The 21978-nt window shown below is 61.2% G+C and carries 23 protein-coding genes and 1 pseudogene; 10 read left to right on the forward strand and 14 right to left on the reverse strand.

Annotated elements, in window-relative coordinates:
• Nucleotides 1-34: 34 nt before the first annotated feature.
• On the reverse strand, nt 35-934 hold the full coding sequence (locus tag AC1UK9_RS27275; protein WP_482578829.1) for a LysR family transcriptional regulator: 900 nt from the start codon (nt 932-934) through the stop codon (nt 35-37).
• Nucleotides 935-1129: 195 nt separating this feature from the next.
• Between AC1UK9_RS27275 and AC1UK9_RS27280 the strand changes: the two genes are divergently transcribed.
• The 5 genes from AC1UK9_RS27280 (at nt 1130) to AC1UK9_RS27300 (ending at nt 5891) form a co-directional block, all read left to right on the forward strand.
• Nucleotides 1130-2521 carry a COG3014 family protein gene (locus tag AC1UK9_RS27280; protein WP_482578830.1) on the forward strand — a complete coding sequence of 464 codons (1392 nt, stop codon included), beginning with the start codon at nt 1130-1132 and terminating at the stop codon, nt 2519-2521.
• 214 nt (nt 2522-2735) lie between these two features.
• Complete coding sequence (locus AC1UK9_RS27285) at nt 2736-4130, forward strand: COG3014 family protein (protein ID WP_482578831.1); 1395 nt, start codon at nt 2736-2738, stop codon at nt 4128-4130.
• 15 nt (nt 4131-4145) lie between these two features.
• Nucleotides 4146-4520, forward strand: a complete 375-nt coding sequence (locus AC1UK9_RS27290; RefSeq protein ID WP_482578832.1) for a YcfL family putative periplasmic lipoprotein — start codon at nt 4146-4148, stop codon at nt 4518-4520.
• A gap of 36 nt (nt 4521-4556) precedes the next feature.
• Complete coding sequence (gene lpoB, locus AC1UK9_RS27295; protein WP_025113269.1) at nt 4557-5144, forward strand: penicillin-binding protein activator LpoB; 588 nt, start codon at nt 4557-4559, stop codon at nt 5142-5144.
• Nucleotides 5145-5147: 3 nt separating this feature from the next.
• Entirely contained in the window at nt 5148-5891 is a 744-nt protein-coding gene (locus tag AC1UK9_RS27300) for a hypothetical protein (RefSeq protein WP_025113268.1), read from the forward strand.
• Between the two features lie 60 nt (nt 5892-5951).
• Here AC1UK9_RS27300 and rhtB read toward each other — a convergent pair whose 3' ends face one another.
• The 3 genes from rhtB to AC1UK9_RS27315 all read right to left on the reverse strand — a co-directional run bounded on the left by rhtB (nt 5952) and on the right by AC1UK9_RS27315 (nt 9296).
• A complete protein-coding gene (gene rhtB, locus AC1UK9_RS27305) occupies nt 5952-6584 on the reverse strand; it encodes a homoserine/homoserine lactone efflux protein (protein WP_473013892.1) in 633 nt (210 codons plus the stop codon).
• Between the two features lie 220 nt (nt 6585-6804).
• The gene (locus AC1UK9_RS27310) at nt 6805-7386 is read right to left on the reverse strand and encodes a mechanosensitive ion channel family protein (protein WP_025113266.1); all 582 of its coding nucleotides are present in this window, start codon (nt 7384-7386) and stop codon (nt 6805-6807) included.
• Complete coding sequence (locus AC1UK9_RS27315) at nt 7386-9296, reverse strand: ATP-binding cassette domain-containing protein (RefSeq protein ID WP_025113265.1); 1911 nt, start codon at nt 9294-9296, stop codon at nt 7386-7388. Before AC1UK9_RS27315 ends, AC1UK9_RS27310 begins: the two co-directional genes overlap by 1 nt.
• 50 nt (nt 9297-9346) lie before the next feature.
• On the opposite strand from AC1UK9_RS27315, the gene AC1UK9_RS27320 reads away from it, so the two are divergent.
• Nucleotides 9347-9811, forward strand: a complete 465-nt coding sequence (locus tag AC1UK9_RS27320) for a TIGR02444 family protein (protein WP_482578833.1) — start codon at nt 9347-9349, stop codon at nt 9809-9811.
• On the opposite strand, the gene AC1UK9_RS27325 is transcribed toward AC1UK9_RS27320, so the two are convergent.
• A complete protein-coding gene (locus tag AC1UK9_RS27325; RefSeq protein ID WP_482578834.1) occupies nt 9808-10926 on the reverse strand; it encodes an AlgP family protein in 1119 nt (372 codons plus the stop codon). The two genes, AC1UK9_RS27320 and AC1UK9_RS27325, sit on opposite strands and share 4 nt — an antisense overlap.
• Before the next feature lie 192 nt (nt 10927-11118).
• On the opposite strand from AC1UK9_RS27325, the gene AC1UK9_RS27330 reads away from it, so the two are divergent.
• A complete protein-coding gene (locus tag AC1UK9_RS27330) occupies nt 11119-11784 on the forward strand; it encodes an FKBP-type peptidyl-prolyl cis-trans isomerase (RefSeq protein WP_482578835.1) in 666 nt (221 codons plus the stop codon).
• A 77-nt stretch (nt 11785-11861) separates the two neighbouring features.
• On the opposite strand, the gene AC1UK9_RS27335 is transcribed toward AC1UK9_RS27330, so the two are convergent.
• The 8 genes and pseudogenes from AC1UK9_RS27335 to AC1UK9_RS27370 form a co-directional block, all read right to left on the reverse strand.
• Nucleotides 11862-12320: an Rsd/AlgQ family anti-sigma factor gene (locus AC1UK9_RS27335; protein ID WP_025113261.1), complete on the reverse strand. Its 459-nt coding sequence runs from the start codon at nt 12318-12320 to the stop codon at nt 11862-11864.
• Between the two features lie 186 nt (nt 12321-12506).
• Nucleotides 12507-13058: a disulfide bond formation protein B gene (locus AC1UK9_RS27340; RefSeq protein WP_473013894.1), complete on the reverse strand. Its 552-nt coding sequence runs from the start codon at nt 13056-13058 to the stop codon at nt 12507-12509.
• Nucleotides 13059-13276: 218 nt separating this feature from the next.
• Nucleotides 13277-14515, reverse strand: a complete 1239-nt coding sequence (locus AC1UK9_RS27345; RefSeq protein ID WP_482578836.1) for a heme biosynthesis HemY N-terminal domain-containing protein — start codon at nt 14513-14515, stop codon at nt 13277-13279.
• Entirely contained in the window at nt 14512-15654 is a 1143-nt protein-coding gene (locus AC1UK9_RS27350; protein WP_473013895.1) for a uroporphyrinogen-III C-methyltransferase, read from the reverse strand. Before AC1UK9_RS27350 ends, AC1UK9_RS27345 begins: the two co-directional genes overlap by 4 nt.
• Nucleotides 15655-15670: 16 nt before the next feature.
• Nucleotides 15671-16438 (reverse strand): uroporphyrinogen-III synthase, encoded by a 768-nt coding sequence (locus tag AC1UK9_RS27355; RefSeq protein ID WP_482578837.1) that lies wholly within the window; start codon nt 16436-16438, stop codon nt 15671-15673.
• Entirely contained in the window at nt 16435-17376 is a 942-nt protein-coding gene (gene hemC, locus AC1UK9_RS27360; protein WP_473013897.1) for a hydroxymethylbilane synthase, read from the reverse strand. Before hemC ends, AC1UK9_RS27355 begins: the two co-directional genes overlap by 4 nt.
• A gap of 138 nt (nt 17377-17514) precedes the next feature.
• Nucleotides 17515-18261, reverse strand: coding sequence for a LytR/AlgR family response regulator transcription factor (locus AC1UK9_RS27365; RefSeq protein WP_003229385.1), 747 nt, complete (start codon nt 18259-18261; stop codon nt 17515-17517).
• Nucleotides 18258-18407 (reverse strand): annotated as a pseudogene (locus AC1UK9_RS27370) (sensor histidine kinase); the annotation flags it as partial. The pseudogene AC1UK9_RS27370 and the gene AC1UK9_RS27365, both read right to left, overlap by 4 nt.
• A gap of 326 nt (nt 18408-18733) precedes the next feature.
• Here AC1UK9_RS27370 and argH point away from each other — a divergent pair.
• Nucleotides 18734-20128: an argininosuccinate lyase gene (gene argH / locus AC1UK9_RS27375; protein ID WP_473013898.1), complete on the forward strand. Its 1395-nt coding sequence runs from the start codon at nt 18734-18736 to the stop codon at nt 20126-20128.
• A 130-nt stretch (nt 20129-20258) separates the two neighbouring features.
• Here argH and AC1UK9_RS27380 read toward each other — a convergent pair whose 3' ends face one another.
• A complete protein-coding gene (locus tag AC1UK9_RS27380) occupies nt 20259-20918 on the reverse strand; it encodes a glutathione S-transferase family protein (RefSeq protein ID WP_473013899.1) in 660 nt (219 codons plus the stop codon).
• Between the two features lie 123 nt (nt 20919-21041).
• On the opposite strand from AC1UK9_RS27380, the gene AC1UK9_RS27385 reads away from it, so the two are divergent.
• Complete coding sequence (locus tag AC1UK9_RS27385; protein WP_025113253.1) at nt 21042-21326, forward strand: hypothetical protein; 285 nt, start codon at nt 21042-21044, stop codon at nt 21324-21326.
• Nucleotides 21327-21584: 258 nt separating this feature from the next.
• On the forward strand, nt 21585-21830 hold the full coding sequence (locus tag AC1UK9_RS27390) for a TIGR02647 family protein (RefSeq protein ID WP_003229392.1): 246 nt from the start codon (nt 21585-21587) through the stop codon (nt 21828-21830).
• The last annotated feature ends 148 nt before the right edge of the window (nt 21831-21978 follow it).

Here is a 21978-nt window from a genome sequence, read left to right on the forward strand (position 1 = left end):
TTTCCCTCAAGCTTTGTCGACGACTCGTGGCGTTTTAGCGCAGCGCTGCGGGGGTGTTGCGGTAATGCTCGCGCATGAACTCGACGAAAACCTGCACCTTCAGCGCGACATGCCGGGCATGCGGATAGAGCGCGTAATAGTGGCGCTGACCGAGGCTGCAATGGGGCAGGATGTGCACCAGCCGGCCACTGAGCAGATCGTCCTGCACCGTGGCGCGGGTGAACGCGGCAATGCCGACCCCGGCCAGCGCTGCGGCGTGCAACGAGCTGATCGAGTCGGCCTTGAACCGGCCTTGCGCACGCACGCCGCTGGTAACCCCGCGCGCGTCAGTCAGCACCCAGTCGCTGGCACCGGCGAACGCCAGCAACTGCTGCCCGGCGAGCTCGCGCACCTGACGCACCAGACCGTGGCGGGCAACGTAGGCCGGCGACGCCACCAGCAGCATGTCCGAGACGGTCAGCAGGCGCGCCACCAGTGACGAGTCGGCCAATGGCCCGCAGATGCGCAGCGTCACGTCGAAGCCCTCGGCAATCAGATCGACGAAACGATCATCGCAGGACAGCTCCACGTCGATGTCGGGATAGCGCTGTTGAAACGCTGGCAGCCAGCTCGCCAGTTCCAGCGTACCGATCACCATCGGCGCGCTGATGCGCAACACACCGCTGGGGCTTTCATGGGCCTGCCCCACCGCCAGCGCGGCTTGATCGAGGCGTTCGAGGATGTCCACGCACGCGGCGTAATACTGCTGCCCCGCCGTGGTCAGGTTGAAACGCCGGGTGTTGCGGTTGATCAGGCGCGTGCCGAGTTCATTTTCCAGCTGCTGCAACTGCCGGGAAATGGTCGAGTGCGTGGTGTCGAGCCGCTCGGCGGCGGCGCTGAAGCCGCGACATTCGACGATGCAACGAAATGCGCGCATGGCTTGCAGTTGATTCATTAAAGTCCCGCAATTCGTTTATGCGTCAGGCCAGCAAGGCTAGCTCAATCCCGTGCGCCATCCCACCGGAAAGTCCGCTGAGCGCCACACATGAGCGGTGCAATGGGCCACCAAAAACGACGGATCACTTAGCCACTATCGCCCCCTATAATGCGCCACTTCGTTGCATTTCCCGTCCAAGGATGACCCCTCCTCATGCGCCATCGCTTGCTCCTGCCCCTGTTGATCACCGCCGTTGTCCAACTGAGCGGCTGCGCGGCGTATCGCAATTACGATCTGGAACTGCAACAGACCACCGATCAGTTCAAGGCCGGCAACATCGACGGCGCTCTGTCCGTGATCGAAGCGCACAACCCGGACCCGGAAAAAGACCTGCTCTACTATTTCGAAAAGGGCGCCGTCCTCAGTGCCGGCGGCGAGTTCGCGCAGAGTCAGACAACCTGGCGCAGCGCCGAGCAGATGATCATCGAGCGTCAGGACACGATCGAAACCACTGGCGACAAGTTGCTCGCCGCGATGGGCGATCACTGGGGCAGCATCATCAACGACAAGCTGCGCCGCTACGATGGCTACGACTATGAAAAGGTCATGCTGACCACGCAAATGGCCCTCAATCAGTTAGCGCAAAATGACTTCGATGGCGCCCGCGCCGACATCAGGAAAACCCATGAACGCGAAGCGCTGATAGCGCGGCAACGGGAGCTGGAATACGAAAAAATCGAGGAAACCGCCAAGGCCCAGGGCGCACGCGTGCATTACAAGGATTTGCAGGGTTATCCGGTGGTGATGCTCGAATCGCCTGCGGTGATTGCCCTGAAAAACGGTTACCAAAGTGCGTTCAGTCACTATCTCGCCGGCTTCACGTATGAAGCACTGGGTGAAAAGGACCTCGCCGCGCCCGGCTATCGGCAAGCCATTGAATTGCGCCCGGACATGGCGTTTTTCCAACAGGCATTGCGTGACCTCGACAGCCCCGGGCTCAAGGCCGACGAAAGCGATGTGCTGATCATTGTGCAAAGTGGCCTGGCGCCCGCCCGCAGTTCGGTACGCGTGCCTTACCCGGTGAAACTGGCGGACGGGCAAGTCATCGTCGCCAACATCTCGTTTCCGGTGATGGTGCCGGACACCTCAACCCCGCCGATCAGTCAGGTCAGTATCGATGGTCGACAAAAACAGCTGATCGCGGTCAACAGCATCACCGACATGTCCTTGCGCACGCTGCGCGACGACATGCCCGGGATTATCCAGCGCACGACCTACCGGGCATTTCTTGCAGCGGACGTGCAAGGCACGGACAACCGACGTAACCCGAGCAAAGCGTCCTACGTGACCCACTGGGACGGTTTCGAGCAGGCGGACACCCGCACGTGGCGCACCCTGCCCAACCTGACGCAGGTTGTGCGCCTGCGCCTGAAAAAGGGCGAACATCTGATTAGCCTGCCGAATGCGGGTGCACCGCTGAAAATCCGTATCGACCAGAACCGTCAGATGATCGGTCTGCGTGTGCTGGGCGAGCGGATTTACGCGAATGGCAGCGCTTTTCAGGCCATCCCTGCGCTGGAAACCCGCGTATCCGGCCTGAAATAAGTAATGGCACCAAACTAACAAGTGCGATTAAAAAGCTATTACATGGCCAGCATCGCCTGCTTATAATGCCGCGCCCGCGCTATCGCGATGCGGCATAAAAGCTCCTCTGGTTATGAGGAATTGGCAGGAGGCCAGCGCCACTGTCGATGGGTCACATCAGCCCGACCAGCACAGGTGGCTGCTGCAGTTTCAAGCTCAGGGAAGAAGTACCCCCATGGCATTCCGCGCTCCCACCTTGATCGCGCTCAGCGCTGTCACTCTGCTGTCCGGCTGTTCGGCGTTTCGCAACTACGATTCGGAACTGGCCCAGACCAACCAGCAACTGGCCACCGGCAACGTCGACGCCGCATTGACCCTGCTGGAAAAGAACAACACCGGCCCGGACAAAGACCTGCTCTATTACTTCGAGAAGGGGGAGTTGCTGCGCGCCAAGGGCGACCTGTCCGGCAGCCAGAACGCCTGGACCAGCGCCGATCAGGTGGTCGGTCAGTGGGAAGACGCGGTCAAGCTTGATTCCGGCAAATACCTGGCTCAGTTCGGTAGCTTCATCGTCAACGACAAGGTTCGTCGCTACGAAGGCTACGACTACGAAAAAGTCATGCTGACCACGCAGATGGCCCTCAACCTGCTGGCGGTCAATGACTTCGACGGCGCCCGCACCGCGATCAAGAAGACTCACGAACGTGAAGCCGTGATCGCCGACCTGCGTGACAAGGAATACCTCAAGAGCGAGGAAGAGGCCGAGAAAGAAGGGATCAAGACCCAATACAAGGATCTGCAGGGTTACCCGGTCGCCAGCCTTGATGCGCCGGAAGTGGTCAGCCTGAAAAACAGCTACCAGAGTGCGTTCAGCCATTACCTGGCCGGTTTCGTCTACGAAGCCCTGGGCGAGAAAGACCTGGCTGCACCGGGCTACCGCAAGGCTGCCGAACTGCGTCCGAACACCCCACTGCTGGAACAGGCGCTGGTCAATCTCGACAAGCCAAGCAAATCCGACGACAGCGACATCCTGATCGTGGTGCAAAGCGGTCTGGCGCCATCACGCGACTCGATCCGCGTACCGCTGCCATTGCCGATCTCCAACAACGTGGTGATCACCCCGCTGTCGTTCCCGATCATCAAGCCTGACACCTCCACCGCGCCGTTTGCGCAGATTGGCGTCGATGGCCAGCAGGTCAACCTGACTGCCCTCAACAGCACCACTGCCATGTCGCGCCGCGCCCTGCGCGATGACATGCCGGGGATTATCGTGCGCACCACCGTGCGCGCAATCACCAAAGGCGTGGCGCAGAAGAAGATCAACGAAACCAATCCGCTGGCCGGTCTGGCCGTCGGTATCTCTTCAGCTGTGCTCGAAGGTGCCGATACCCGTACGTGGCGCACCCTGCCGGACAACACCCAGGTGGTACGTCTGCGCTTGAAGAAAGGCGAGCACCAAGTCAGTTTGCCGAGCGCCATCGGTGGCTCGGTGGTCAAGGTCACCGTCGATCAGCGTTATCAGGTGATCAGCCTGCGCGCCGTGGGCAATCAGGTGTTCGCTGCGGGCCTCGCCGCCCACGTCATTCCGAGCGCCGGTGCGACCAACGTCGCCAGCCTCAAACAACCTTAAGAACGGAGTCTTTGCATGCGCTTCAAACTCATCGCCGTTGCCGCCCTCGCCGTCCTGGCGAGCGGCTGCGCCACCCCGCCACCACCTGAGCCGGGCAGCGCCGCGAGCAAGGTCGTGGCCATGGGCCCGCAGAAACACATCGCAGTCGGCGCCATGCGCGTGGCACGCGAGAACGGCTTCATGACCGTCAATGTGCAGTTGACCAACACCCTCAACAGCAACAAGACGTTCTACTACCGCTTCGCCTGGCTCGGCCCGGAAGGTTTCCCGATTGCCGAGGAAGAAGTCTGGAAAAGCCAAATGATGTACGGCGCCCAGACCAGCATCATTCAGGGCATCGCCCCGACCCCCAAAGCCGTGGATTTCCGTCTGGAACTCAAGACGCCTTAAGTCCGCCACCCTATTCCTGTTTTAGAGAGCACTCCCATGTTTGCACGCTTTTCCTTGATCGCTGTCCTCGCCCTGCTGGCTTCCGGTTGCGCCAACACTTCGCCGACCCTGGGCAGCAAGAACATCAGCTACGGCGACACCAAAGCGGTTGAAACCGTGACCAATGAATTCGGTTCGACCGATCTGCAAATGATCGCCGAGTCGATGACCCGCTCGCTGGCCCAGTCCGGCATTCTGCAGGGCCGTCCGGTGGTGCAGGTCTACGACGTGAAGAACAAGACCAGCGAGTACATCGATACCCGCGAAATCACCACCAGCATCAAGACCCAACTGATGAAGTCCGGCACCGCCCGCTTCGCCAGCGACAACACCGCGATGCAGAGCCAGGTTGATCAGCTCAAGCTGCAAAACCAGAGCGGCCTGTACAAGAAGAGCAGCGTGGCCAAGACCGGCAACATGATCGCCGCCAAGTACCGCCTGGAAGGTTCGATCAGCTCGATCGTCAAGCGCAGCAGCGACTACAAGGACGTCTTCTACAAATTCAGCCTGCAACTGATCGACGTTGAAAGCGGTCTGGCCGAGTGGATGGACGAAAAAGAGATCCGCAAAACCACGGAGCGTTAAGCAATGCGCGCATGGATTGGCATGATGGCCCTGGCTTGCGCGTTCAGCGTGCAAGCGGCCCCCAAAGTCGCGGTGACGGATCTGGCGTATCAGGAGCGTGTGGAGCAATACATCCACATCGTTTCGGCGCAGAACAATTACCGCGAGGGTTACTACAGCTCCAGTGGCTCATCGAGCTATAACGAGCTGGAAGCGACCACCAGCTATATCGAGCAGGGTGAGCTGCGTAAATTCACCGGCGACATCAAGGGTGAAATCCTGCGTACCGGCATGTTCCAGCTGGTGCAGGGCACGCCGTACACCGCGTCGTCCAAGGGTGACGTCTATGACGTTATCAAACGCATCAAGGCCGGCAGCTTCAAAGGCGCCGACTATGTGCTGTTCGGCACGGTGTCCGACATCGACTTCACCCAGGACATGAACGAGCTGGCGCACACCGACAGCTATTCGGCGGTACTGGGCCTGACGCTGGTGGCGGATTTCAGTCTGATCAACACCAAGACCTACGAGATCACTTCAGCCTTCACGGCGATGGGTGAAGCGCAGGACACCAAACTGGTGAACGGGCGCGACATCAAGATCTCGCTGAACCGCCCTCGGGTGGTGCGTGAGGTGTCCAAGGCACTGGGCGAGGACGTCGCCGGGCAATTGAGCCAACAGCTCGGTGGCGGCGGTTACGAGCAGCCGCGTGAGCCGCAGCAACGCAACAACCTGCCGCGCGATACGGCGCCGGTGATTCTTCACTGATTCGACAGCCGTAAACGAAAAAGGCGACCTGAGAGGGTCGCCTTTTTTGTGCCTGTTGCTTCACGCGACGGCTTTGCGCAACGTCGCCATAAACGCCGCCGCGCCGATGAACAGCCCGGCAAACGTGCGGTTCATGCGCTTCTGCTGTTTCGGCGTGCGCAACAGGCGCAGCACCTTCGATGCCAGCCCGGTGTAGCCGGCCATGACGATCAGATCAACGCAGATCATGGTCACGCCGATCACCAGGTACTGCATCAGCAGCGGAGCATGCGGATTGATGAACTGCGGCAGCACCGCCAGCATGAACACCAGCGCCTTGGGGTTGCTGATGTTCACCAGAAAACCGCGGAACACCAGCGCCAACGGTTTGCCGATCGGCCGTACCGCCGCGTCATCGCTCATGTCCATGGGCAGCGCACGCCATTGCTTGACCGCCAGATAGACCAGATAGGCCACACCGAACCATTTGATCGCATAGAACGCGGTGGCCGAAGCGGTGAGGATCGCGCCCACACCGGCGCCGACGATCGCAATCTGTACCGCGAGGCCGATCTGCAGACCGAGGGCGTTCCAGTAACCACGCCAGAAACCGTATTGCAGACCGCTGGACATCGACGCAATGGCGCCGGCGCCCGGGGACAGACTGATCACCCAGCAGGCGGCGAAAAACGCCAGCCATGTTTGTAGCTCCATCGCACACCTCGGCTCATGTTCGTGACAAATGCCTAAGCTAATCCGGGTTTGAATGGATGACTACCGATTTTTTGCTGAATGTTGTGGGGCTACCGGGGGCACCTTCGCGAGCAAGCCCGCTCCCACAAGGATCTTTGGTGTTCACACATTGTGTGTTCCACTCAGGACACTGTGGGAGCGGGCCTGCTCGCGAAGGCGTCAGATCAGACGCCCGGGCAATCTACTTTTCGAAACCGCCGGAAGGAAACACATCGCTGCCGCGCCAGCGCCGCACCGAGCGCTGGAAGAACAGACTGTTCGGCACTTGCACCATGGCGCTGCCGGTGCCCAGTTCCTCAGCCTCGATCAACGTGGTGTAGAGCAGATTGATCGCCACCACCCGGCCTTTGACACCCGGCTTGTCGGTGGTGTCGACCAGTTCGACCACATCACCCAGACGGAACGGGCCGACGGTGAAGATCAGGATCGCGCAGAGCAGGTTCGACAGCACACTCCACATGGCGAAGAACGCCACCGCCGCCACCGCGACGAAACCCGACAGCGCCGTCCACAGCACCGTGGCCGACACGCCGAGGCGTTCCAGCACAAAGATCAGCGCACTGCCCATGATCAGCCAGCGCAGCCCGCCGCGCAGCGGCATCAGCAACTGCGGCGGGAACGGGTAGCGCTCCCCCAGACGAGTCAGGCCTTTGGCAACGAAACGCTGAGCCAGATAACCGGCCAGCAGGATCAGCAGAATCTGCACGCCGAGCCAGATCGGCTCGACCCACACTGCCGGCAAAGGAAGCTTGAACGCGTCCATCAGGACAGCGCCTCCAGCTCCGCCTGCATGCTTTCCAGGGTTTCGAGCGCTGCCATCCAGGCTTCTTCCAGCTCGCCTTCGCGAACCTTCAGTCTGGCCTGTTCGGCCAGCAGATCACGCAGCTCATTCTTGCGCGCAGGCTCGTAAATGTCGCTGTCACCGAGACTGGCATCGACCTTGGCGAGTTTCTCGTGGAGCTTGCCCAGCTCAGCTTCGAGCTTGTCGGCTTCACGCTTGTGCGGCGCCAATTGCTGACGCAACGCAGCGGCAGCCTGACGCTGAGCTTTCTTGTCGGTCTTGTCCGGATTGACCGGCGTGTTGCTGACCGGGGCGTTGCGCTGACGGTATTCCACCAGCCAGCGCGCGTAGTCTTCGAGATCGCCATCGAACTCTTCGACCTTGCCATCAGCGACCAGGTAGAAGTTGTCGGTGGTGCTCTTGAGCAAGTGACGATCGTGAGACACCACCAACACCGCGCCGCTGAATTCCTGCAGCGCCATGGTCAGCGCCAGGCGCATTTCCAGATCGAGGTGGTTGGTCGGTTCGTCGAGCAGCAGCAGGTTCGGCCGTTCCCAGGCGATCAACGCCAGGGCCAGACGCGCCTTTTCGCCACCGGAGAAATTCAGCACCGGTTCGTCGATGCGCGCGCCACGGAAGTCGAAACCGCCGAGGAAGTCACGCAGGGTCTGCTCGCGCTCGGTCGGCGCCAGTCGCTGCAAGTGCAGCAACGGGCTGGCCTTGGCATCCAGCGAGTCGAGCTGATGCTGGGCAAAGTAGCCGACGACGGTGTTTTCGCCACGGGTCAGACGCCCGCCCAGCGGCTCGAGCTCACCGGCGAGGTTCTTGATCAGGGTCGATTTACCGGCACCGTTCGGCCCGAGAAGGCCGATCCGCGCCCCTGGGGTCAGTTGCAGCTTGACCTTCTCCAGGATGGTTTTATCGCCATAACCCAGACGTGCATCGGACAGGTCGATCAGCGGGCTGGAGATCTTGGTCGACTCGCGGAACACGAAATCGAACGGCGAATCGACGTGGGCCGCCGACAGCTCTTCCATGCGCTCCAGGGCCTTGATTCGGCTCTGCGCCTGACGGGCCTTGGTGGCCTGGGCCTTGAAGCGAGCGATGTAGCTTTCCATGTGCGCACGTTGCGCCTGCTGCTTCTCGTAAGCCTGCTGTTGCTGGGCCAGACGTTCGGCACGGGCACGTTCAAACGCGGTATAGCCGCCCCGGTACAGGGTCAGTTTGCGCTGATCGACATGGGCCACGTGATCGACCACTTCATCGAGGAAGTCGCGGTCGTGGGAAATCAGCAGCAAAGTGCCCGGGTAGCTTTTCAGCCACTCTTCGAGCCAGATGATTGCGTCGAGGTCCAGGTGGTTGGTCGGTTCGTCGAGCAGCAACAGGTCCGATGGACACATCAAGGCCTGCGCCAGGTTCAGACGCATCCGCCAGCCACCGGAGAAATCTCCTACCTGACGATCCATCTGCTCGTTGGTGAAACCAAGACCGGCCAGCAATTTGCGCGCACGTGCATCGGCGGTATAGCCGTCAGCGCTGTCGAGTTCGGCGTGCAAACGGGCCAGTGCCGTGCCATCGTGGGCCGCTTCGGCGGCGGCGAGGTCACGCTGCACTTCGCGTAGACGCAGGTCGCCATCGAGCACATAGTCGACCGCCAGGCGCTCGAGGGTGTCGACCTCCTGGCGCATGTGCGCGATGCGCCAGTCGGCCGGCAACAGGCAATCGCCCGAGTCCGGATGCAACTCGCCGCGTAACAGGGCGAACAGGCTCGATTTGCCGGCGCCGTTGGCACCGATGAGGCCGGCTTTGTGGCCGGCGTGCAGGGTCAGCTCGGCGTCTTCTAGCAGACGTTGCGGGCCACGCTGTAAAGTCAGGTTCTGAAGTCGGATCATAATGGCGGCGGAGTCTACCAGCTTCGCTCACAACTGGCGCGAGTAGCACGATGTCCTCTGACCTGTGGAGCTTTTCCCTTGCCACCTACGCCCGACCGGGCGTGGAACATGCCTGCCTGCAACTGCAAACGGCGGGGGCCAATGTGTGCCTGTTGCTGTGCGGTCTGTGGCTGGAACAACGTGGCGTGGCCTGCGACGAACAGCGCGTACAACAGCTGAAAATGCTGGTGGGGCCTTGGGATGTGGAGGTGGTGCAGCCGCTGCGTGCATTACGCACTCAATGGAAAACCCTGGCCGAGGAAGACCCGGTGCTCAAGGCCCTGCGTGAACAGATGAAGGCGCTGGAACTGGAAGCCGAACGGCATCTGCTGTGGCAACTGGAACAGGTCGCTCAGGACTGGCCGTTGCAGGCTGCATCCGCGTCGGAAGAATGGCTTGAGCGTCTGGCGGCAATGGCCGCCAGCCCGAACCGCGACGCGCTGCAAGTGCTGCGCATCGCGGCAACCGGCACTTAGGAAGCGCTGGTCGGGTTGCTGGTGGCGCTCGACGCAGCGGCCGGCGTTGGCGCAGTCGTGGTGGTCGAGGTAGAAGCGGCGGCAGGTGCAGCGGCCGGCGCTGGAGCGGCTGGCTTGGCGGCAGGTGCGGTCGCCGGTTTCGCGGCGGCTGGTTTGGCGGCGGCCGGTTTTTTCGCGGCAGGTTTGGCGGCTGGTTTTGCTGCTGGCTTGGCAACTGCTGGTTTGGCAGCAGGCTTGGCTACTGGCTTGGCAGCAGCGGTTGCCGGTTTGGCCGCAGCAGGTTTGGCAGCGGTTTTCGCGGCAGGCTTGGCAACGGCTTTGGCAGCTGGTTTTGCAGCGACCGGTTTGGTCGCAGGCTTGGCCGCTGCAGTTTTGGCGGCTGGCTTGGCAGCCGGTTTTACTGCAACTTTGGCAGCGGGTTTGGCCGCTGGTTTAGCCGCGGCGGTTTTTGCCGGAGTCGCTTTGCGAGCAGCTGGTTTTGCAGCTGGTTTTGCAGCAGCCGGCTTGGCGGCGGCAGTGCGTGCGGCAGGTTTTGCAGCGCTGGCCGCAGCAGGTTTTTTCACCGCGGTTTTTGCAGCAGGCTTGGCCGCTGCTTTAGCTGGCGCCTTGGCCGCTGGTTTGGCCGCGGGCTTGGCAGCAGCGGTTTTCGCAGGGGCTTTCGCCGCAGCAGGTTTGCCTGCCGCTTTCTTCGCAGGTGCTGCTGCAGGTTTGGCTGCGCGGGAGGTCAGCGCCTTGCCGGCGGCTTCCTGCACGCGACCGACACCCTGGGCCAGTTTCAGGCTTTCCTGGGCATCGCGCTTGAGTTGCAGAATGTAGCTGCGGGTGTCGGACTGACGATCCTTCAGCGCATCGAGCAGGTCTTCAAGCTCCTTCACGGCAGCCTTGGCCTTGTTCTGTGCCTTGGCTTTACCGGCAGTGGCTGCGTCCTGCAATTTGGTGCGGGACTTGTGCAGTTTTTCTTGCGCCTTGCCGCGTTGCTTTTCCAGTTTGGCGAGCAGTTTTTCAGCATCAGCCAAGGCTTGGGAGCAAGCGTTTTCCAAATGCTCGAGCAGGCTGCCCGAGAGTTGTTGGAGTAAGTGCAACGGAGTGTTTACAGGCTTCTTGGTGGCCGACATGGTTTACCTCCTGGCTGACGTGAGTGCGGCTCATACTAGACCTCTGCAGTTACCGCCGCTAGGTCATCTTGACAGTAACGAAACCATTGCGTTGCAACGAAGTGAAAATGTTCTGCACAAAGACAAAAGCAGTTCACCGTTGCAGACGTTCGCGCTGGCATAATCGCCCGCATCTCAGGACGGAGAGTGCCCATGTCGCGCTACTTTTTTTTATCCCTCTGCATGATTTTTTCCGCCGCCCACGCCGACGAAAAAACCACCACGAGCGACGCCCATGATCTGGCCTACAGTCTCGGCGCCAGTCTCGGTGAACGGCTGCGCCAAGAGGTGCCGCAATTGCAGATCCAGGCACTGGTCGACGGTTTGCAGCAGGCCTATCAAGGCAAGCCACTGGCCCTGAGCGAAGCGCGGATCGAGCAGATCCTGGCCGATCATGAAGCGCAAAACGCCGAACATTCGGCGCTGCCTTCAAGCGATGCCGCGATGGAAAACGAGCAACGTTTTCTCACCGCAGAAAAAGCCAAACCAAGTGTCAAGGAACTGGCCGACGGCATCCTGCTGACCGAGCTGACACCGGGCAATGGCGCCAAGGCCGGGCCGGATGGAAAAGTGCAGGTGCTTTACGTTGGTCGACTGCCCGATGGCACGGTGTTCGATCAGAACACTCAGCCGCAATGGTTCAGCCTCGACAGCGTGATTGCCGGCTGGCGTACCGCGTTGCAGAACATGCCGGTGGGCGCCAAGTGGCGACTGGTGATTCCATCTGATCAAGCCTATGGCGCCGACGGTGCGGGCGATCTGATTGCGCCGTTTACGCCGCTGGTGTTTGAAGTCGAGTTGCGCGGCGCAACAAGCTGACCGCCCCCGATGCACAGGCATAAAAAAACGCGGTGCGCGCTCGGCGTACCGCGTTTTTTGTGCCTGCAAAAAACCAGTCAGGCTTGAGCTGTGTCTACTTCCTTGTGTGCCGTGTGCAGCACCTCAATCAGACAGTCTTCCAGCTCGAAGCGCTCGTGAAGCAGGCCGCCCAGCTCCTTGAACTTCTCGGCGACGCATTTGCCCTCATCGCACAGATCGTTGAACGCCAGCAGCTTCTCAGTGATGACGTCGATGCGTGGATAGATTGTTTCGGCCAGTTCCAGGCCGCGCGTGTCACCGAACGCCTTGGCTTCGCCCGTCAGCTGTTCGTAGATCTCGAAATGCCCGGCCGAGACATAATCGACCAGCACACCGCAGAATTCCTGCAAGGGCTTGCGGTTCTCGGACAGCGCCTCAGGTTGCGCACCGAGCTTGTCGTAGGCACCGATCAGTTCTTCACGCTCTTGCAACCAGCGGTCGATCAGCAGATGAACTCCACCCCAGCGTTCCTGAGCATTCTGACAACTTTCGAGCATGGCGATCTCTCTTCCCTTGTGGGTCATGCTGCTCTACACCCGCGCCCCTCTTCTGGCTTTTATCGCTTGGAGGCCGACCGGGCAGAGCGTCATCGAGCAACATAAATCCAATGACACGTGCGGGCCAGATTATGCCCGCACGCCTATGGCTTCAAGGTACGCAGGAGATAAAGTTCATACAAGTGTTTAATCCCTGATCAGCATACGGTGCGACGCTTCGCCGCTGAGCGGTCGTTGCAGAGCGCTCCAGACCAGCCGCAGCAATTGGTACACCGCCAGGATCGACATTGCCACAAAGAACAGCAGGCTCCATTCCGGGATACTCAAATCGAACAGCGTCCAGGAAATATCTGCGCAATCGACACCGCCTTTAAACATCCGCACCGTTGCGCACAACCACGGCAGGTTGCTGAACAGCGCTTCGGAATCGGGCGCGCAGCTCGTCATTTGCACCAGCGGATCGCTCTGCAACAACACCTGCCGCCAGGCGGCGGTCGTCCCGCCCAGACTGACGCAAAACATGATCATCCAGTACAGCGACAAGCCGACACGCCGCGGGCCATGGACCGCCGCCAGCCCGCAACAGACCGTCAGCAATGCCATGAAGAATCGTTGCGCCAGGCACAGGCTGCAGGGCGTCAGCCCGACCGCGTATTCGAGGTAATAGGAAGCTCCCAGGGCCAGAGCCCCTGCAGTGAAAGCCGTGAAAAACAAGGAGCGTGAACAGGCCAACGACATGGCTTTTCCGTAACAGTAGAGACAGGCAGTTACGGTAGAGGAAAGCTTGTCAGCCTTTCAAGGCGGGTCCCTGCCGACAGTTCAACAGGAGTGTAGGGAAAACCCGACAGGGGCGAGAGGAATAGGCGTAGCCGACTGTAGGACTTTGCCTAAGACGTCGGTCAGAGGTAATTATTCGTTCGCAGAACGTTAACGAGGGAGCATCCTCCCTCGTGATTTCAAGCGTGAACCGGCACCGGCAATGGCGCGGCCAGGAGGCGCTCATCCAGCAGTCCGAGACCTTCCTGGAACAACTGATTGCTGCGCTCGGTGTCACCCAGCTGCGCGAGCAGGCGCGCCAATTCTGCGCAGGCTTCCGGATTGCGCTGCACCCGCAGGCTGCTCTCCAGATAATCCCGTGCCTTGCCCCACAAACTGGCTTGCAGACAGAGCCGTCCCAAGGTCAGCAACAGGCTCGGATCGGCCGGATGATCCTTGAGCCAGCCTTCGGCGGTCTGCAACTGACGCGCCGGATCGCTACCGCGCACCAAGCCATACAGTCGCGCCAGATGGCTGTCGTACTTGCGCTTGAGGGCGCCACGCAGCACTTCCTCGGCTTCGACCTGAGCGCCCAGCTGACGCAGTTGCTCGGCATACGCCAGCACCAGCGCCGGCTCCTGGCGCTGGGCCGAACTCAGTTGCTCCCAGGCACGATTGAGTGACTGCAGACCGACTTTGCCGTCCTCGTCGCGGTGCGCCGCCAGCGAAAGGTTGTTACCCCAGGCACGACGTTCGAGCTCTGCCAGCTCAGCCGGTGGCAGCGCCTTGTCCTTGCGCAGCTCCGGCAACAGACGGATGACAGCCGACCAGTCGCCGCGCTGTTGATGCAAACGCTGCAACTGACGCAAGGTCTGCACGTTGTGCGGATGCCGCTCGTGCATCGCCTGCAGGGTCACCAGTGCGCCGTCGGTGTCACCGCGATCGGTCTGCAGTTGCGCGTGACTCAAGGCAATTGCCAGTTCGGCCTGCGGCTGGCGCTCCAGCGCACGCTCGAGCAAGTGATCGCACTCCTCGTACTTGCCCTGTTCGTTGGCCGCGCGTGCGGCGCCGAGGTAATACAGCAGCGGCTGGCGCTCGGCTTCTGCAGCGCGAGAAAGATGCCGTTGCGCACTGGCCCAACGTCCTTCTGCCAGATCCAGCTGACCGTGTTCGATCGCCACCTGAACCCGACGGCTGCGGTTACGCCGCGACCACGGATTGACCACGCCGCTGGAAGCCATGACCAGTTCGACCAGCGCCTTGATGCCCCAGATCAGCAGCCACAGCACCGCGATCAGCCCCAGCGTGGCCCATAGGCTCGCCTCGTAACGGAAGCTCTTGTAGGCAACCAGCACGTACCCGGAGTGTTCGGCAATCGCCAGGCCCAGCGCTGCCGTCGAGGCAATCACCAGAAACACGATCACGTACAGGCGTTTCATGGCGTGGTCTCCTGCGCAGTGTTGGCGGCAGGTTTGGCGAACGGTTTGACCGATTCTTCAGCGTTGACGTTACGTCGCTCCAGATAACCCTGCACCGCGCTCAGCGTGCCGGTCAGGTCGGGCGTCTTGACCGTGACCGGTTGCTGGCTCAGCTCGGCGACCTGTTCGAGCATGATTTTGCTCTGCGGATTATCCGGATTGAAATTGCCCTTGAGCACGTCTCGTGCTTCAGTCAGCGCCTGGGTGTAAACCGGCGCCTGACCATTGAGCGCGGCCCACTGCGCCTGCTCCAGCGCCAGGCTCAGGGCCAGGCGCACCTGGCTCAGACTTTGCCCGGCCAGCAGTGGCTTCACATTCTTGTCAGCGTTGAAGTCGATGCGGATGTAACGCGAAACCTGATCCCACCACTGTGCCCAGCGACTGGCACCATCGCCGTCGGCGGTCAGGCCCAGCAGCGATTCGCCGCGATCCTTGTACTCCGGCGCCAGCTCGGTCAGCTCGATGACCTGATCACGCAAGGCGCCAATGCGCAGGAACAAGCCGGTGCGATCCGGCTGCTCGGTGCTGCGCAGGGCAACAAGGGTTTTTGCCACTTGCTCGCGAGCAGCGAACGAGCCCGGGTCGTTCTGTTCACGGAGGATTTCGTCGGCGCCCTGCACCAGCGCCTGGGCGCTGCTGATGTCCTGCAAGGCTGACAGACGCAAGCTGGCCAGGCGCAGCAGGTGCTCGGCCTCGGCCAGACGCCAGTCCTTGCGGCTGGCGCCGAGGACGGTTTCCAGACGCTGGTTGAGGCGCTGCTGATCACCCTGCAATTGCGTCACCAGACGCTGGCGATCAGCAAGCTCGTCGGCACCCGGCAACTGCGCGAGGCGCTCGGTCAGGCGCTGCTCATTGAGCTTGAGGCTCTGCGCCTGATCGTTCAGCGCCTGCACCTGGCCCGACTGCTGTGCGGTGTTGGTCTGCAGGTGACGCACCTGCCAGACACCCCAGCCACCGATCGCCACGCCGGCAGCGCCGAGCAACAGGGCGACAATGGCCAGTCCGTTGCCTCGGCGCGGCTCTTTGGCCGGCGGTGGAGTTTCAACCTGGGCATCGATCACAGGTTGGACGTCATCTTTGGGCAAGGCTGTTTCGCTCACGTATCCATCCTTTGCATTAGAGAACGGGCACGGGATGCTCCCGTAACGCCGTCAGCAAAGCCGCGGCACTCGCGCCGCGGCAATCCACAACTGTTTGAGCCCCGGCGGCACGTGCCAGCTCGGCGACCCTTGGGCTTGGAACAAACAACGGCAACTGCGCAATCGCAGGCCAGGCAGCGCCGGCCATGCGGCGCAAGTGCTCGAAACCCTGTCCACTGCTGACCACCAGCCCGTTCAAGCGTTCCGCTGCAATCCGCCGCGTCAGTTCGTGCGGCGGATAGGCCGGCAGGTCGCGCCGATACAACTCCAGATACTCGACACTAGCACCTAGCGCGCGCAGACGCTCGGCGAGCAGCTCACGACCACCCTCCCCGCGCAGGATCAACACCTGCGCATCAGGCTGCGCAACGGCTTCGCGCAGACGCGGCAATTGCAGCAAGGCTTCGCTGTCATCGCCGGTGGCCGGGAAGTGCACGTCCAGGCCACGATCGCGAAGAATCTGCGCCGTCGCCGCACCGACGCTGAACCACGGCATCGATACCGGGTTCAGGTCAAAAGTATCGAGCAGGTCGACAGCAATTCGCGCCGCCGGTTTGCTGACCACGATGACTGCGCTGCAGTTCGGCAACTGGCTCATCGCCTGACGTATTTTCTCAGAGACCGGCAGCGGTGCGATGTCCAGAAGCGGCAGGCAACTGCTGAAAAAACCGGCTTGGGCCAACACCTCGGCCAGCGCCGTGCAGTCGTCCGCAGGGCGCGTCAGCAGCAGGCGCCAGCCGGTCACTCGTGACCTGCCTCGCCATAGACCGCTTTGAGAATGTCGTCGGCACCCTGGCTGAGCAGGTCTTCAGCGACCTTCACACCCAGCGCTTCGGCATCGGTACGCGGTGCGCGCGCTTCGGCGCTGAGCAGCTTGCCACCGCTCGGCTCGCCCACCAGGCCACGCAACCACAACTGCTCACCTTCGAGCACGGCGTAGCAGGCGATCGGCACCTGGCAGCCGCCATTCAGATGTTTGTTGAGGGCCCGTTCGGCGGTCACACGCGAAGAGGTATCGGCGTGATGCAGTGGCGCGAGCAAGGCATGGATTTGCCTGTCGGCGCTGCGGCATTCGATACCAACGGCGCCTTGGCCACCGGCGGGCAGGCTGTCGTCGACACTGATCGCGCAGGTAATCCGGTCTTCGAAACCGAGACGGATCAGACCGGCCGCCGCGAGGATGATCGCGTCGTACTCGCCGGCATCGAGCTTGGCCAGGCGAGTGTTGACGTTACCGCGCAGGAAGCGGATCTCGAGATCGGGGCGGCGGGTCAGCAGCTGTGCCTGACGACGCAGGCTGGAGGTACCGACGATGGCACCGGCAGGCAACGCGTCGAGGCTGGCGTAAGTATTGGAAACGAAGGCATCACGCGGGTCTTCGCGTTCGCAGATGCAGAACAGACCCAAACCTTCGGGGAAGTCCATCGGCACGTCTTTCATCGAGTGCACGGCGATGTCGGCTTCATTCTCCAGCAGCGCGGTTTCCAGTTCCTTGACGAACAGGCCCTTGCCGCCGATTTTCGACAGCGGTGAGTCGAGCAGCTTGTCGCCGCGACTGACCATGGGCACCAGCGTCACCAGCAGACCCGGATGGGCCGCTTCCAGACGGGCTTTGACGTATTCGGCCTGCCAGAGGGCCAGCGCACTTTTACGGGTGGCGATGCGGATTTCGCGAGAGGACATGGATCAATCCGTACTGAATAGATACGGCGGATAATAACAGCTCAGCCAAATCCACTTTGACTTGAATCAGATACGGCGTGGCCTCCCTGGCCGGCAATGCCTGGTAAAAAGACTCCGGAACCGCCCGGAATGACCGGGTTACAGGCCCTGCATCATTTTGCGCACACCGGCCACATGCCGGCGGCTGACGATCAATGCATCGCCGTTCAGACCCTTGAGGAACAACTGGAAATGCCCCAGTGGCGTGCGTTGCAGACGCTCGATGCGGTCACGGGCGACCAGCGCGTTGCGGTGGATACGCACGAAGCGTTCACCAAATTCGTCTTCGAGGGCCTTGAGGGGTTCGTCCAGCAGCACTTCGCCGCTCTCATGGCGCAACGTCACGTACTTGTGATCGGCAATGAAGTAGACCACCTGATCCAGCGGGATCAGCTCGATGCCTTTGCGGGTGCGGGCGCTGATATGACTGCGCGGGCCGTTGCCGCTTTCGGCAGCAGGGCGGGTCAGGGCCGAGAGTTGGGCCCGGTTGGGACGTTCAGCCCGTTTCAGGGCGTCATGCAGATGTTCGGTTCGCACGGGTTTCACCACATAGCCCACGGCGCTGGCCTGCAGGGCTTCCACGGCAAATTCATCGGGGCCGGTGCAAAACACCACGGCGGGCGGCGTTTCGCGTTCGCACAGACGGGCAGCCACTTGCAGGCCATCGAGGCCCGGCATGCGGATATCGAGCAGCACGATATCCGGCTTGTGGCTGTCGATCAGCGCCAACGCCTCTTCGCCATTCGTGGCGCTGGGCTCCAGGACTGTGTAACCCTCGAGCTCGCTTACCATACGGCTTAGGCGCTCGCGAGCCAGTGGTTCGTCATCAACGATCAGGACATTCATATTGCGCTGGATTCCTGCGTGAGTCTCGCACAAGGATAGCGTAGACAGGTGAAGTGACGTCCGTCACCGCGATCCACGCTAAGACTAGCCCGAGCGCCAAAAAGTGCCGTACGTCGGCCAGCAATATTTGCCAGTGCCCGGGTCGTACTGCTCAAAGCCCGCTGTTTCCTGCGTTTCTCACGGGGTTTGCCAAAGGACAAATCCACCCACCCCCTCTTCTTATAGTCGGCGTCCGGACGTTTGCGCGATCCGCAGTCGCGCCGACCCTTATGTCCTACTGTAGACGCTTGCCGGGCTGATATTGCTCAATCGAAAAATATCCTTGCGCAAATCCCCCGGTTAGAGCGCCGACTATGAACCAGCAGATGAGAAAAAAACGTATCGACCGGTGTCAGCGACAGGATTGGCAACCCTGTTATTATCCGCGCCAGCGTTTCACGCCTTCTTTCTCCAAGCCGATACGAGCGAATTCATGAGCACTGACAAGACCAATCAGTCCTGGGGCGGCCGCTTCAGTGAACCCGTCGACGCCTTCGTCGCCCGCTTCACCGCCTCCGTCACTTTCGACCAGCGCCTGTATCGCCACGACATCATGGGCTCGATCGCCCACGCCACCATGCTGGCCAAGGTCGGCGTGCTGACGGATGCCGAGCGCGACAGCATCATCGATGGCCTGAAGACCATCCAGACCGAAATCGAGGCTGGCCAGTTCGACTGGCGCGTCGACCTCGAAGACGTGCACATGAACATCGAAGCGCGCCTGACCGACCGCATCGGCATCACCGGCAAGAAACTGCACACCGGGCGCAGCCGCAATGACCAGGTCGCCACCGACATCCGCCTGTGGTTGCGTGACGAGATCGACCTGATCCTGGCCGAGATCACCCGCCTGCAAAAAGGCCTGCTGGAGCAAGCCGAGCGCGAAGCCGCGACCATCATGCCGGGCTTCACCCACCTGCAGACTGCGCAGCCAGTGACCTTCGGGCACCACATGCTGGCCTGGTTCGAAATGCTCAGCCGCGACTACGAACGCCTGGTCGACTGCCGCAAGCGCACCAACCGCATGCCACTGGGCAGCGCTGCACTGGCCGGCACCACCTACCCGATCGACCGCGAATACACCGCGCAACTGCTGGGCTTCGACGCCGTGGGCGGCAACTCGCTGGACAACGTTTCCGATCGCGACTTCGCCATCGAGTTCTGCTCGGCGGCAAGCATCGCGATGATGCACCTGTCGCGCTTTTCCGAAGAGCTGGTGCTGTGGACCAGCGCGCAGTTCCAGTTCATCGATCTGCCGGACCGCTTCTGCACTGGCAGCTCGATCATGCCGCAAAAGAAAAACCCCGACGTACCGGAGCTGGTGCGTGGCAAGACCGGCCGGGTGTTCGGTGCACTGATGGGTCTGCTGACCCTGATGAAAGGCCAGCCGCTGGCCTACAACAAGGACAACCAGGAAGACAAGGAACCGCTGTTCGACGCCGCCGACACGCTGCGCGACTCGCTGCGGGCCTTTGCCGACATGATCCCGGCGATCAAGCCGAAACACGCGATCATGCGTGAGGCGGCCCTGCGCGGTTTCTCCACCGCGACCGACCTGGCGGACTACCTGGTACGCCGTGGCCTGCCGTTCCGTGACTGCCACGAAATCGTCGGTCACGCCGTGAAGTACGGCGTGGACACCGGCAAGGATCTGGCGGAAATGAGCCTGGAAGAACTGCGTCAGTTCAGCGATCAGATCGAGCAGGACGTGTTCGCCGTGCTGACTCTGGAAGGCTCGGTGAATGCCCGTGACCACATCGGCGGGACCGCGCCGGCGCAGGTCAAGGCTGCGGTGGTGCGCGGCCAGGCGCTGATCGCCAGCCGCTAAAAAGCCAGAAGCTTCGCGAGCAAGCCCGCTCCCACAGGGGATTGGTGATGTTCACAGATTTTGTGTTCAGCACAGATCCAATGTGGGAGCGGGCTTGCTCGCGAATGCTGACTTCAGAACGCTACAAATCTCATTTTTTCGCCGCGATCATCGCCAAAAACGTCGGCATCGCCGCCTCTTTGTCCGCCGCAATCTTCTGCACATGCGGATTCTGCTCAAGCCGCTCCAGCAGCGCCTTGGCCTTCGGCATCTCAGCCAGCAAATCCAGATCGAACAGCTTTTTCCCGACCGCACACGCCGGCGGCACGCTGTAAAGGAAATACAAATCCGCAATGCTCAGGCTGTCGCCCGCCACGTAAGGGGCGAACTTGCCGTGACGTCCCAGCGCAGCAAAACCCAGCAACAGCTCGGCTTTGGTTTTTTCCTTGATCGCCTCCGGCACCGATGCGCCAAAGAATGCTTCGCCATAACAGGCGCGGCCCGGCAGCTCGATGTACAGCTCGATTTCCTTGGCTATCGCCAACACCTGCGCGCGCTCGAACGGATCGCTCGGCAGCAGTGGCGTACCTTTTTGGGTCTGTTCGAGGTATTCGAGGATGACCGCGGTTTCATTGATGAAACCCGCCTCGACACCCAGCACCGGGACTTTGCCGCGCGGACTGATGGCCAGTGACTCCGGGGTCGGCGTCGGGTAGAACGTCACCTCTTCGTACGCCAGGCCTTTTTCCAGCAGCGCCAGTTTGACCATGTTGTAGTAGTTGCTGACAGCGAATCCATAAAGCTTGAACATCACATAGCCTCCAGGCCGTGCGGGGTGGGCAGTCACTGTTTATAGATCGCCGGACTCGATCCTGCCAGCAGCATCACGCCGCTGAATGCGGGTAAACTGGCGCCTTTCCTTGAGGAGCCTGCCATGAGCGAGCCGACAGACATCGACAACGACGAAGAAGAGTTCACCGAGGCGACGTTGATCGAAGCCATCGAGAACCAGATCGAAAGCGACAACCCGCCAGCGGCCAAGGCGACTTTCAACAAGCTGACGCTGGTGGGCGTCGAGCGCGAAGAGATCCTCAATCTGATGGCGCACGTGCTGGCCTATGAAATTGACGCGATGCTCGATGAAGACCGCGCGTTCGACACCCAATGGTACGAAGCGGCACTGCGTGCACTGCCAGAGCTGCCACCGGAAAAGCAGTAAACCCCTATATCCCTGTGGGAGCGGGCTTGCTCGCGAAGGGGCCGGCACATCCAATGTTTTCGTCGATGGCCCCACCGCTTTCGCGAGCAAGCCCGCTCCCACAATGTTTGTTACGTATCCGTCCAGCCATCTCACGAGCCCCGACTACACTGGAATTCGCCTCAAGACAAAAACCCTGATCTGAGCACTGGACATGCCGCAAAAGCGGGTTCACCTTAGGGGCGCTGTCGTCCAATTCCTAGAAAGTCTGGAGTCCTTATGTCGCTTACCCCTGAGCTGGTTGCCGAACTGGAAGTCCTCGCACTCTTCAACCTGGACAGTTCCCAGGAAGGTTTGAAAATTCATCAGACCGCTGCCCCGAAACACATCGCCGCCGCCAAACGCCTCTTCGAAAAAGAACTCACCGACCAGCCCGATGGCGGGTATCTGACCAGTCTGGGTCGTGATGCCGCGCAAAATGTGCAAACCGTGCTGACCATTCTGAGAGAGCAGGAAACCGCCTGATTCCCCCCGTCTTTGCCCACGGGAACTCCTGCCACGGGATTTCCGCGGGCCCACTTGATCGCCTCGCGTTAAAAATCTGACGTCAAAAACAAATTCAGCTTAAAAGTCCCGCTGCGCAGAGGCTAAACTGCCTCCCATTCCGAGACCC

Source organism: Pseudomonas sp. AK-TSAG1-1 (assembly GCF_056821665.1).